The organism is Maribellus maritimus (assembly GCF_022267315.1).
In the GTDB taxonomy this organism is placed as follows: Bacteria; Bacteroidota; Bacteroidia; order Bacteroidales; family Prolixibacteraceae; genus Draconibacterium; species Draconibacterium maritimum.
Map to the genome: position 1 here is coordinate 1 of NZ_JAIKLE010000056.1, position 14,783 is coordinate 14,783.

Annotated in this window: 3 protein-coding genes; all 3 read right to left on the bottom strand. The window is 38.6% G+C overall.

What is annotated here, in order from left to right; genetic code table 11:
- Nucleotides 1-174 precede the first annotated feature (174 nt).
- The 3 genes from K5G00_RS26935 to K5G00_RS26945 are packed head-to-tail and all read right to left on the bottom strand — an operon-like array spanning nucleotide 175 to nucleotide 14,621.
- Nucleotides 175-1,080: a PorP/SprF family type IX secretion system membrane protein gene (locus tag K5G00_RS26935; protein WP_238769597.1), complete on the bottom strand. Its 906-nt coding sequence runs from the start codon at nucleotides 1,078-1,080 to the stop codon at nucleotides 175-177.
- Between the two features lie 12 nt (nucleotides 1,081-1,092).
- Nucleotides 1,093-4,098, bottom strand: coding sequence for a gliding motility-associated C-terminal domain-containing protein (locus tag K5G00_RS26940; RefSeq protein ID WP_238769598.1), 3,006 nt, complete (start codon nucleotides 4,096-4,098; stop codon nucleotides 1,093-1,095).
- A gap of 17 nt (nucleotides 4,099-4,115) precedes the next feature.
- A complete protein-coding gene (locus K5G00_RS26945) occupies nucleotides 4,116-14,621 on the bottom strand; it encodes a LamG-like jellyroll fold domain-containing protein (protein WP_238769599.1) in 10,506 nt (3,501 codons plus the stop codon).
- Between the last annotated feature and the right edge of the window lie 162 nt (nucleotides 14,622-14,783).

The window sequence follows — 14,783 nt, forward strand, 5'->3', positions numbered from 1 at the left end:
AATAGAAATGCAACCCGAAACCATAATGTCAATAACCGGAAACAAACACTACCTAAAAAATTTCAATGCGGCATTTTGTATTTAAAATGGTATTAATGACCTTCTTTGTAAAAACAATTGGCTCAAATCCAATCCCGTATGAATGTCTATTATAGCATCAGAAGACAAAAAATGTTAATTCTCGGTCTCATTATTTAGCTCTATATTTTGCATTTCTGCCGGTACAATTTTCTTTTTTCTTTTAAAACGATAAGTTAACATTACTTCCTGGTTACTGTGAGCAATATTATCCATGTACTGATTGTTCATTTCGTAGGTATATCCCAATTTAAAGTTTTTAAAATTTAAGCCCATTCCCATCAAAATATTTTCCTCAGTGCTATACGTTGCTGCAAACCAAACCGGTTTAAATCTAAATTTTAGTGTTATATCCAGTTGGTTGACTCCATAGGGAAGATACTGACATAAAACTATCGGTGTGATTTTAAAACCATCCTCTTCTTTTGACCCAATATCAACACTTGTGTAGGCATAAAAATGCTGATAATCGGCTTGTATAAAATACGGAGCCGACAATCCCATCTGAAAACTTCGGTACTGATACAATGCACCTATTTCATTAATAAAAAACTTCTCGTTGTAATAGGCAGAATTAATGATATAAGGATCATCTAAATCCATTACATCAATTTTATTAATATCCATTTTGTACCACGACATTCCAAGTGATAAACCCAAATTTAGAAAATGCTTTTCTGCAAACTTTACACGATAAGCATAGGACCCCTTCAAATCATTTATAGTGAAGGCTCCCTGGCTCCCATTGAGAAGAAATAAACCCAAGCCTACTTTATCAGAAACAGCGCCATTAAAGCTTATCGATTGGGTTAAAGGAGCATCCTCATAGCCAACATAAGACTGTTTTACATTTGCATTGAGGTTTAAATAATCGTCCTGAAATATTGCTGATGGATTAATCGCATAAGCATTTTCGTGAAATAAACTATGGCTAACGGGCAATTGTGCCATCAAAAACAAATTAAAATACAAAAAGAGTCCGAGTAGTATATATTTTTTCATTTTATGCTGTTTTTAATAAATTAAGTTGATTATACCTTTGAAAACGGCACTGTTATCGGGAGTTGAAATAATGTAATAATATATACCAACAGGCAGTGAATTCCCATTGTATTTACCATCCCATTTGTTGTTTGTATAATTATCTGTTTCAAAGAGCTTCTCTCCTTTAGGTGAAAATATTCGGACTATAAAATGAGCATATCTTTCCTGATTATATATTTCCCAATAGTCGTTTTTTCCGTCGCCGTTTGGAGTAACCAGGTTTGTGGCTTTTAACTCATAAATCAAAGACAGAATTGCATTTTCGGTCGCATCTTCGTTGTTAACAGAAAAGTTTCCTGTTGTTCCATTGTAACCTTCCGCTTCAACCGAATAACGAATACTTTCAGCAGGAACCATTTCATCAAAAACGGCAATTCCATTTTCATCAGAAATCGCTTCTCTTTCCAGTTCTATTAAATAAACACTCGCATTCGAAATTGGCACACTACCCGATTCCGCATCTGATTTTATCTGAAAAGAAACATTAAATACCGGCACTATTTCCAGAGAAACCAATACATTCTCTGTCGTAAGTTCAACTGTGCCTTCGGTTTGTAGATAGTCTGCATGGTCAATACGATAATTGATACTTCCGGGAATAACATTTTCAATCTTAACAATACCATCATTGTCGGAATATTGGGTTTCATAGCCTTCCAAATCGATAGCCATCCCGGCAAGAGGTTCACTTTTATAACTTAACTGAAAGCTTACGTTATACCGGGTTAACTGTAACAGAGCATCGATAGTATCGTTAACCACTGCTTCAACATTTCCGGTCAGTTCATCGTAACCATTACATTGAATTTTATATTCCAGGGTATTGGCAGGAATGACGTTATTAAAAGATGCAATCCCTTGCTGATTAATCTGCATTTTCCCGTAGTTTTTGAGATAAACCGAATCTGTCTCTAAAAATTCACCATCAAATTCTTTATTAATCTTAAAAACAAGATGTACATTCAAGTCAATATTCTCTACAACATTCCTGTCTACAATATTTACATAACCAGAAGCGGGGTTATAATTGTTATTTGAAACAGTGTATTCAAGTTGCCCTTTTCCTGGCATTAAACCGTTAAATACGGCTCTGCCGGCAACATCAGTTGTTTTTGCAACCTGATTCATTGACGCCGATGGAAATTTGATATAATCTACCCAGACACAGTCTTTGCCTTCGGTGTTTGAACCATCTTTTTTGTAGCTCCATTTAAAAGTATGCGTTCCTTCTTCTAATAAATAGTCAGCATAAAACCACTCTGTTTCACCCGACCATCTCTCTTTTTCTTCTCCATCAATATAAAAAACCAGGTAATCGTAGCTTTCTTCAGCAGAAACTTTTGCAAAAAACGAAAATATTCCCGGCTTCACGGTCTTTTGAAATTGCACTTCAGACGATTGGTTGTCGTATATTTTTCCTGAACACAAAGAATAAATCCCCATAAAAACTTCAGAAGTGTCAACATTCCAGCTATTATTCCCGGAAGTGTTTAAATAATCAGGCATCATTGAGTTGTCAAAATCCTCCACTACCGGAGATGCCGGTAAAGTTAAAACGATATTGCTCCCGGCTACCGGGTTTTCACCATCGGATACATTAAAAGTAGCTGAATAGGTTGTATACTTTAAAGAAACCTTTTTATTAACATCCTGATCAACGACGGCGATACTGCCGCCTGTCTGGTTATACCCATCCGCACTTACTGAATAGTTTATTTGGTCGTTAATTAATACTTGGGGGAAAATCACATTTCCGTAAACATCAGTTTTTTGAAAACCGTACCCATCAAGAACGACTTCTGCATTTTCAACCGGAAGTTCGCCATTCATAAGATTAATTGTTACCTTAAAGGTAGTGAGTGTTAAATCTATCGGGAGATTAATGTCGTTATTTACATCCACGCTTCCGGAAAAAACATCGAAGTTTGCTGCATCAATGGTGTAGGCCAGACTGTCGACTGGTAAAATCTCACCAAAGTGTGCAACTCCAACAGCATTGGTTAAAACCGAACCGTATCCTGATAAAGTTACTTCGGCGTTTGCAACCGGAGTTCCATTATCGGTGATAATAAAATTAACATCATGAGTTGTAAAAATAAGCTGTAAATCTTTATTCTGATTGGTTGGTGCCTCAATAAGATCTGCCCCGAATAAAACATCATATTTATCATAGGAAACCGAATAATTTAATCTGCTGTTTGGTCTTATACCGGAAAAGCGCGCTATTCCCTCTTCATTTGTGAGCACAGAACCATGGTTCTCGAGCTCTATTTTTGCGCTGTCAAGCGGAGCATTGTCAAGGCCTGTAACCACGTAATTCCGGGTTAAAGTGAGTTCTATTGTTTCAGTAACATTTTTATCAACAACAGCGAAGGTATCAATATAAAAATCATAGTCGGCAGTGGTTACCGATACCAAAAGCGAATCACTTGGTTCAACAGCATAAAAAGTAACGATTCCCTGATCTGTTGTGTTGATCGTGCCATATCCTCCAAGTTCAACATCTGCATTTTCAACCAGATAGCCATCCGCGTTTATATATAATTTTAAATTGTATGTTGTCAACGAAAAATAGGGATCGTTAGGGCGCCCAAAAGTAGCGTTGGCCGAGAATTGCAGTTTTTCAGCAACCTTAATCACTTTGTCTTCGCTATCATCATACATGTAAATTGTAACCTCCTCTCCACTGGTTTCATTACTGTAAATAAGCAGGTTTGCTATATAACGGTCGTCGGAGGGTAGATAAGTAATTGGCTTAGCGACGCCTCTGCATTCCGTTCCAACAAAGGCCGCTATTTTATCATTCATATCCCTGGATTCTTCGGTTCCAAAAACCAGTACAGATGTAACAGTCATTGAATACTGATATTGATTCGGGACAACAGTCCAGGTATCAGGATCTGCCGAATCTGCAGCATAAAGTTTTGATATAAACAGAAATATGATACAAAAATTTATGATTATTATTTTTTTCATTTATGTAATTATTTGAGTTATTCCTTTACTATTTTTTTGTAAATAACATTATTCTGACTTTTTATTTCCATCATATAAACCCCGGAAGCAAAAGATTGAAGATCGACTGTTTTAACAATATCCAGACCTCTTAAAACCGGTAATACCATCAGTCTTTTACCTTCCATATTCAGAATACTTATTTCAACATCACAAGCCACGGGTTGCCCGATGTTGATTGTAACTTTATTTTTAACTGGATTGGGATAAACATTGTACACAGCTTCTCCCACCAGATTATTGTTGCTGCTACTGACCAAATCATTACTTACATAAAAAACAAAAGGAAAATCGGTACTTCCTTCAACATCGTCCTTAAATAACAAAGTCTCAGAAAGCTCAACACCTATCCCGTCAGCAGTTATATATTCAAAATTGAGTTCTTCTTCGTACCGGTTACTGTATATGGTTATGAAATACATCAACTTGTCATCACTGACTTCAAGCGGAGAGGCTACTCCTCTTAGTTCGTTTTCAAAGTAAACTCTTATCTGATCTTCGTTGTTCTGCTTTTTTGGACCTTCAACAACTGCAACCAGTGACATCGTGTATTGATAATCTGCCCAGTTAGGCACAGGATTGTCTTCATCTTTATTTTCAGGAGCAGATTTTAACATTGTTCCTGCTTTGGGGTAAAACAATTGTTGTTCGTCTGGTGTAACGGTACTTTCCAGGTATTTGTATTTGTATCCCTGGTTTGGCCTCAAATACTCGAGTGTTCCAACCCATCCCATATATGTATCGTACATTGAAAACGAAAACTGAGACTTTATTACATCCCCGTGATTTGGAGTAAATTTCCCGAGTGCATCATTAATACTAACATTTACTGAAGGAGTATAGCCAATCCAGTTCCATCCACGTAAAATTGGTATCGGTGTAGATTCTGCATCAAGCGATACGCCTGTAATTTGAAGCGTATCTGCAACACCAACCTGGAACATGTACATCTGCTCAGGCTCAAGAAAATTCAAAGTACCGATCCAAGAATCATAATATTCGGTATAACTGGTAAGCCCTTTTATCATATCTCCATTAATAAAACTATAATTATCAAGTGTTTGAGAAAGAGTTTTACTACGATCGAGCGCCAGGTTACAAGAAAGCCAGTTCCATCCTTTCGCCATTTCAATTTTTTGAATAATCGTATTGTTTGCTTCCAGCTTTATGGGTTCAGAAGGAGATCCGTAAATATTGTTATCGATAAACTCATAATGTTTAGGATATTCTTCTGGCGCTTCCTTTAATCCGTCTGCTGTAATGGCTCTGAATTCCTGTCCCGAACTTGCATCCCAAATGTGTAGTTCAAAATACTCTCCATACACTTTGTTGCTGTATACATCAAGATAAACTTCATATAAATCGTAATCTTCAATATATTTGAGCGTTGCCATTCCCCGGCATTCATCACCAACAAATGCAGCAACCCGGTCGTATGGGTCTGCGGAAATCACTTTATTTACGGAAACAACACCAATTACATTCATCGAATGTTCATAATTTTGTGGTGTAATCTTCCAATCAGCAGGAAGCGGTTTGTAAACCTGAAGGTTTACCTGCAATTTTTCATCATAGCCAAAATCGGTAACCAGGCTTATGTCTTTGCTATATGTTCCTACGTTAACACCTTCGCTCACCGTAAATGTTATCTCCCGGGAAGTAAGCGGATCGAGTGTTCCTTCCTGTGGAGAAACGGTACACCAATCGGGCAGATTTTCAATACTAAAAGCTTGCTGCTTCCCACTGCTATTTATTATTTCCGTTGTGAAAGTTAGTGGCTCGTATATCTCTTTTTCCAAATCAAATTTGTCATCTCCCCATTTCATTTGATTTCGGTCGACAAAGGCACTCCAAGTAACAGGTGAACCCATTTTGTTTCCATGCATATCCTCAATATCTTTTACAGTGATATCCAGGATACAATTTTCAATTTTTTCGTTTGGCTCGTTTAATACAAAGGCCACACGATTATCCTGGGCAACGAAACTAAAATCAACCTTAGAACTGGGGCGTATCATTTGAACATTAGGCACATCACTAGCCTGAATGGTGACACCAAGGTTGGTTGACACAGCGCGTGAGTTGGTAATAAAATCCTGTTTTGTTCCTGTTATCAGCGGAACCTCCATCACTTCCTCGTAACTTTCAAATGGAAAATAAGAAACCAGGCCTAGTTCATCGCCATCCAAACGGGTATTGCTATTTCTCTGAATCTGTGTTTTTTTTAGGGCTGAACTCCAAATTCTAACCTCGTCTAAACTACCGTTAAAAAACTGGTCAAACTGAAAGCCTGATATATTGGGATTGAATAATCCCCTGGCTCCTAAAAACAGACGAGCAGCTCCAAATCCGTTCCATTCGGTACTCGGTTCCGATGATTTCAATTCACCGTCGAGGTAAATACGCGTATTTCCAACACGCTGAACCACCAGTGCAAAATGATGCCATTGATTATCAAAATAATTAGCCTCATCTTCAAATTTTATTCTTTTCCCGTTGTTGTTGATCCGGAAATTACCGCCAGCATCAGTATTTATACTCCAGTATGTAGGAAGGTGTTTCCCAAAACGCAACAACTGTTCTTTATACTGTTCAACTTTGGCCATTCCCATATGGTTAGCTATAGCTCCCAAAAAATCAGACTCATTATGATATATTTTACCAACCAATGGTTTTAATAAATTTTCTACTCCATCTTCAAGTGGTAAAACATTGGCAGTTGAGGCCAGGTTTTCGAGAGAATAATAATACAAAACAACGTCGTTTTCATCGCCGTACCCATTCGAGAGCAAACAAGTATTACTTCCTTCGTCGCTTTTAAACCAGAACTCGATAGAAAAATCCTGCTCCGATGAGAAAGCGACATCACTAAAGTCCATATTTAAAAGTCCTGTTGAGCCGTTTAAGGTAGCAGCATAACCTGTAGGTGTAATATGCCATTCGGTACTAACAGTGGCATTTCTGCGATGCACTTTTTCGGCGCCCAGCGAACCATAAGCTTCATCAAACGGCCAGTACCCGATTAAGCCTGTTTCTTTACCACTAAGCGTTATCAGCATATTTGCAGTTATACTACTGGCTGTTCTCGGGCGTTCCCATATTCTTAACTCGTGGATATTTCCACTAAATGTTTTTGAATTATCAATCATCGATTTTCCCAGATAGACGTCGCCATATCCGGTATAAGAAGGGTTTAGTCCAGCTGTCCCAACCGGTTCACCATCCATCATTACGATTACTTCTGTCCGAATACGGTCGTAAATAAATGCCCAATGATGCCATTCATTTATAATACCAGCCGTTGATACTCCATCTTCATAGTATGTTTTATCGCCAATATGAAATTTAAATTTACCGCTTGATGTTAATTCAATATACACCGAATTATCAGGGTCAGTTCCCTGTGAAAAAATACACTCATCTTTTCCGCTGCGTAAAGTTTGCATCCAGAACTCGATTGTAAATGATTTGTTTACCAGATTTATACCATCAGGAATACGAACAAAATCTTCAGTATTATTTCTAAAACCAAGGCTCACATCGTGACGTAAATCTGTACCATTTAAAACACCGCGAATATCAAAATTTGCCAATTCCGATAATTTCGCACCGTAAATATCTTCGTTAAATTCAATAATTACATCGTCATCAGGAGACAAAATGCCATCTGCCGGCTGAGGGGTTCCAAATACTTGTGGTGCTTGTCGGTCAACTACTCCATTCCAAACTTCCGAGAGATCAAAAATTTCGTTCCCTTCCGGGTTGTATCCACAATACGTTTTTGCCCTTAAATTGTACTCCCCGTCAGGGTATCCTGATAAATCCCACTCTAATGCAGTGTAGTTTCCAGGAATTTCCAACTGGTCTTCTTCAGCAACCACGAATAAGTCTTCCATCGCAATCCAGTCAGGATCTGCTTCTGACTTAAATTGAAAATTCAACTTTTCAAAAATATCATTATTTAAGTCGTAGCCCGACAACAAAATCGGAACCTTGGTTTCTTTTACTCCATTTACAAAAACCTCATCCTCGGTGTTGATCACAAAGTCGTTATCCGGGCGGATAATTTCCACATCGGTACAGGATGGAACAAAATGCACAGAAAAAGTTGCAGTGTCAATTGCCTCGGCCGGCATCGAATATCCATTCGTATGATAATCCCATTCACAGGAAGAATAGAGCACTACCTGGATGTCGTCGTATTCCAACACGTCAGGACGCCCGATTGTTACGGTTAATGTTTTATTTATATATTCTCCGGCGGGAATCTCAAATGTACGCTGAACAGCTGCACCATCAAGTAATATTTCAGCTCCATTTGGATTAGTCTCTTCCAAAACACGGAGCTCATACCACATGGTTTCATCAGAATTGGAATTATTTCCAAGTTGTAATGATATATATGCCGTGTTATCGTCGGGGACATTTTCAACTAAACTCGTTGAAGTGGTTAACACCGGAACTTCTCTTCTTACTGTAGAAATACCGGTAGTATTTTTTGCATTCTTTACGGGCTCTCCGGCAATCTGATAAATATAACTTCGGTACCTTGCCCATTCGCTCAGTAATTCATCTCTTTTATCAGATGAAAAAATGTATATCTTACTAAAACTACTATTCCCATCTGTTTCGATTTGACTACTCATATCCTGAATATCAGACTGAGAAAGACCATCCAAATTATCCGACACACTTTCGAGCAAGTTTTCGTTTCCCCCCAGGCTAAAGTCAAGATTCATATTTATCATGCCCTCAACAGCATTAACCAAATCAAATTTATTTTCAAATTCCCGGTCTTTTATTTGATAAACCTGAATATCAGCGTCGGATGGAATTATGTTTTTAACACCGTCAGAGATACTAAAGCCAAAAGAAGAAATGTCTTCAAAATCTGTCAAACCTGTTTTTCCATCCCAGGAAAGAATTTTTAATAAGTCGTCGCTTATTTCCATACTTTGAAGAGTATTTAGGTGTTCCTGCGAAATAAGGAACTCTTCCGGAATATAATAATTCAATGTTGTTGCTGTTTCGTGGGGGCACATACTTCTTCCCCCCTTTATTTTGAATATCGGCCCCGTTCCAGTACCTGCATCCATTACATCCACGGAAAAATAGTCTCCTTGATCGGGGTCATGTAACACGTATCCAAAAGTATTTGTAGCCACGCTTGTTGAAGTAGAAGCCTTCCCTGTGGTATAATCAAAACTGAGCCCCATGCTAATACCACTACCTATTCCTCCAACTTCAGCCCCCAGTTCATTCATAACTTCGGGATTTACTCCAACTTCAAAGCTTGAGGTATTCGACTGTGTTACTGTCGTCTCTACCGATTTTTCAAATGTCGGGCCTGCATCATATGAAATATTCTGTATCAACTCTGCATGATATTTTTCCATTTCATTGCGTTCCAGTGCCTCCTGCCACAACCTTATCTGCTGATTGTATTCACGCACCATATCCGTACTTGATGGTACCTTTTCTCCACTACTGAGAACCAGGGAATCAGGAGGAATAAAAGTGTAGCTTGCTCCAGAATAATCTTTGGTTATATCGGTATTTACAGGATCGGTTGTAGTTGCTTTGTTTCCCCATTGCACATCATCATTATTTGTCCCATAAAGCGCATTACTACGGGAAATATTACTTTGATACGCAGGATCGTTTACAAACAAGTTGTTTCTCAGTGCAATAAGATTAGGAATCAAATAGTTTTCAATATGATCGGCAGTATAAATAAAATAAGTATCATCACCAGACGGTGCAGCCACCAACGATTTATTCAGACAGACTTTAAAACCTCCTGCTCCTTCACCCGCGCTGGGCAAGCCTTGTGCATCAACAAAGTCAGATGGCAAGATAGTAAGATTATCTGCCAGACTTACAATAAAGTTTTTGGATGCTCCCATAAATAAATCGCTGCCCGCGCCTGCCAATTCCGGTGAATCATCGGTTTGCCAGGCTTCTGTTGTCGTATATTCAGTTGTTAAGGTTTTATCGCTGTTCCATGATTTTGTAGAAGTGAATCCTATACTCAGATCGTTGGTCACCTCTGTTTCCACCGTATATCCTATACCAGTGGAGAATTCAGCTCCCAATGATACTTGTCTGGACATGCTTTGAGACAGAGAAAAACTCGTAGAAAGAGACTCTTCATATGAAAAACTTGACCCTTCTTCCAGATACGAATAACTTTCACTTCCGGGAGGATCTCTCAAAATCATATCTACCACACTTGGGCCATTGGTCACAAAGTCACTCCCTTCTATTGCATTCGCACCCAATACATATCCCCTAAAATATTTATCGTCGGCATGAAGATTACTGAGCGGGTACTCAAAACTCAAGTTTGCCTTACTATCAACTGGTTCCCAGGAGTATCCAACACCATCGACATTAACCACCAGGGTTAAAACACTGGTATAATCACGCCAGGGGTAGTTTGCGTCAGTCAAAAGATTGGGTTCTCCCCCCCGGAAAGCATAGATTACGCTTCCATTGGCAAGAGTTAAATCACCCGGATTTTCTTCTACTGCGAGCTGATTATTAATTGTAACCGTACCATCGTCAACAGGAACCCTATCAAGTATTGTCTCATCACATCCGTTAATCCCATCGCAGATGTCCTGGTTATAATACACTTCTTCTGCAAAAACGATTAGACCATAATCTTCCCCCTGCTGAAAAACAGGATAATACAAAGGATTCTCAGCCACATTAAACTCTTTAAGGGTTTTAGACACAGGATCTTCATATTTCACTTTTGTTTCACCAGCAAATTCGCTCACACTATCAAGAGATGTAACTCTAATTTCAGGTGCTCTTCTGTAAATTAAATTATACTCGTAATTATAGATAGCGGTATCAGTTCTGTTGCTTCCTTCAAACTCAGTATTAATAAATGTAACCGAAGAACTTTGATTCAAAGGAAACTGATAGACGTCATTTTTATAAGTAAAGCGTGCAGTTTGTCCGTTGTTTATAATTGAAACAGAAACATTAACGGCAGTTTCGCCTTCTATTTTTATTGTAGCCATCTCTTTTTCTGCATCAATGGTAACTGTACCGCCCACCACTCCCGAATAGGTATGCGTAACTGTTTGTTCCGCATTAATTACAGAAAAATCAGCTTCGGGAAATTCAGAGAAATATTCTGCAACCACAGGATTTTTTGAGACATCAAAATCTTTAATCAAAAAAACCATTGGCGGGAGTTCAGCGGAAAACTCACCTGTCAGCGAATCAGTTTTTACGTCAAAAGAATAACAATCTTTTGCCGATTCAAAAGTAAAATTCGCAACGCCGATATTATTGGATGATAAGCCCAAACCCGGATCTTTATCCCCTTCGCGGGTTCCTCCAACCACTCTACCCAAGACGGTAACTTTTGTTTTATCAACAAAACTAAGCCCTGAAACAGGTTCTTGAAAATCAAAAGTAACACTCTCCGGTCCTGGAGGAAACTTATAACTGTCAAAAATATGCCCTGATTTTGCAACACTTACATAATGGTCTCCAACAGGAACATCTATTTCAAATTCGCCATTTGCATCAGAATAAACTACACTTCCGTTTTTCATTACGGCTTCTCCGTCAACGTAAAGAATCGCCCCTTCAACACCACAAGTTGTATTTTCATAAGAGACCGACCCGTTTACTTCAAAGGAAGAAACATCAGTAAAATCCTGTCCATTTAAAACGGATGCTCCTTCACCGATAAACACTGTTCGGGAAGAAGGATCAAACTGATGTTGTTCGTAGCGTGGGGTAAGCGTAAAATTCTCTCCACTCCCTAAATAGGGAATATAAGGAATAATATATGCACCATTTTCATCGGTTTTTCCCATCCACCCCAATTGAACTTTGTTGGGTATTTCATTACTCCAGCTCACAGAACCGCTAAAAATCCCGTCATTTCGATGAAATTCGCCATTACTTTTGGAAGCGTCATATACACTGGAACCAAAATTTTCGTCACACCTCCAATAAGCAGCCAGCCCACTCTCGTCGCTGGCAAGAACACGTGCATAATCATAGTCGATATCTTCAGCACTACGGTCCTCGTTCCATAGTCGTATTTCATCAATCTGCCCATTAAAACCTTCTCCAATAACCAGTGCTTCCGATGAATTATTAATGTTTCCGGCTATATCCATATAAGTTCCGGCAATCAACTCTTTTTCGGTGATAACCGGAGTTAAAAACGGGAGTAACAACTGCGCCTGATCTTCTCCCAATACATTTTCTAAATTATTTCTGAAACCGGAAATATCAGAATACACATTATTCATTAAAGACGAGGCTTCCAATGCAGCTACAACATCCGAATCAATTCCCACCTGATTAAGGTAGATAATGTCTTCATCGGTCAGTATGTAATATGTGTTATGCGGAGGCACTCCGTTAACATATAACTTCATCCCTTCACTGTCTTTTACTCCTGCAACATGAATGTAATCGCCTGCAACAAGCACATCCCGAACTAAAATTTCATTCCAGATGCCATTTATATTAATGCCAAAAGCGACATCATTGTCTGACTGATAAAGGCGATACCCGAGTGAACCACTTGTTTTCTGCACAATAGACGCCTCTCCGGATATGCTTTCAGGACGTATCCAGGCTTCTACATTCAGGTATTCTGATGGATTGAGTTTTGAGTTATCAGGGACTATTACGTAACCACCACTAAAGCTTAGACTATTTCCTACAGATGATGTAATTTTTTCGGCCAGAACTTCTACCCCCTTTACGTTTACTCCACTTTCATAGCTTATATTACCGCTAATAATTCCATAAGGGATACGAAATCCTACGGCGATTTTTGAGTTTGATGAATTTTCAGAATTTTCACACTGAAGTTTTCCAGTGATTCGATACTCGTACAAAACACCACCTAGTGCATTTGTATCTTCGAAAGAATTTTTCCCTTCAACAGTACCAATAACCGAATAAGCATTTTGTCCGGCTTTTGTTCTTTCAATTTTGAAATTATCAACTAAAGAAAGATTCCCGTCTTTTACCGACCATTCCAAAACAATTTTTCCTGGGAAATAGGCCTTCGAAGCGTCAAAGTCAACAATATACTCATCCAGTTCAGGATTTAACCTGATGCCTGGAACTGCATCCGCTCTTATGCCTTTCAGACCGTCGTTATCTGTACATCTATTGGCGGCGTACAACTCATATGTGTAGGTTTCACAACCATTAACAGAGTTATCAATATAACTTTCCTGATCTTCGTCAATTTCAAATTCTGTTGTTCCACTTGTGCTATTTCTAACAATAAGGTATTTGTTGTGGTAATTTGAAGCCTCCCATGATAAACGAATCTTGTTTTCGTCAGGGTTTGTTCTGCTCGCACTGAAACTTGTCGGTTTGGTAGGATTACCCGAAGTAACTCCTGTTACAGTACTTGTCCAGGCTGATTCATTAATTGGCCCAATGGCTCTGATTTTATATTTAACAGAACCATAAGCACCAATTTCATGAAGCAATTCGCGTTCATCTCCATTGGCTGTCAAAACTGTTCCATCTGCGTCAATTTCAAACTGGGTTGGTTCAACATCTCCATAATAATCCCAGCTTAATAAAACATTTCCGTCACACCTGTCAGTAGTGGCACTGAGCCCCACAGGTTTTATGACTACCGGAGGTTCAGGAGTTTCAACATCATCGGTATACGGCCCCAAAACATAACACCCACCATTATCTACTGAATGATATCCTCTTATTTTGTATTCTTCCTGATTTTCATTTGCATTTTCATCGGTCCATGTTTCGGTACCTTTTTCAACCGTTGCCACAATTATTCCGCCACGTTCAATAATAACGCCATCAAAATATTCATCGTTTGAATCACTCCAGGTTATCGTTGTTTTTGCGTTATCGTCGATGGTAAGCACCACTCCTGTTGGCACTCCCGGAGATTCCATTTCTACTTCAACATTCTGGCTCCCGGCCAACGCTCCACAATTATCTGAATTTCCTGTATTACAATCCAAATTTTCAATCTTTATATTTAGTTTCCCCGACTCGATCATCTCTTGCGTAGGTGTAAATATTAACTCAACGGCAAGACGATCAGCATCTCCTGAGTTTTCTTCTACAGGAACACCATCATTCTCGGTACACCAATTTACTGATTGCAAGCCATCGTGCTGCCTGGTAACCGAAGCCCCCGGGTCCTCATAATTAAATGACCATGTTCCATTTAAATCGTTCCCATAAACAGACGCAATGGTTTTGTTATTTACTGATACATCAAAATTGGCCCATGTATCACTTTCATCATATTCACATACGTAAACCTTTATCGTTACCGTTTGCGTACAATGTTGACTTATACTAGCACTGCTAATATAACCAACAGCCAAATCCTCTGCTTTTAAATCATAAAAAGTAAAAAGAGAGATAAAGACAAAAGCTAAAAATCCCTTGAAAAATGAGGAAAGGTCGTTTTTTCCGTTTTTAAACATATTATTCATTTCTCCGATATTATATTAAGAGTAAACCATTTGCAAAAACATGCAGCCCATAAAATTCTTTTTTATGCAACAGCAGTAAACTATTCAGTAAAATCAAACAGAACTATATTATTTATGCGTCAACGAAAGATTATTTTTGAATTCTATTTTTGGTTTGTAATT

Coding starts and splice junctions, on each gene's coding strand:
- K5G00_RS26935 (WP_238769597.1), bottom strand. CDS start 1,080: ATGAAAAAATATATACTACTCGGACTCTTTTTGTATTTTAATTTGTTT.
- K5G00_RS26940 (WP_238769598.1), bottom strand. CDS start 4,098: ATGAAAAAAATAATAATCATAAATTTTTGTATCATATTTCTGTTTATA.
- K5G00_RS26945 (WP_238769599.1), bottom strand. CDS start 14,621: ATGAATAATATGTTTAAAAACGGAAAAAACGACCTTTCCTCATTTTTC.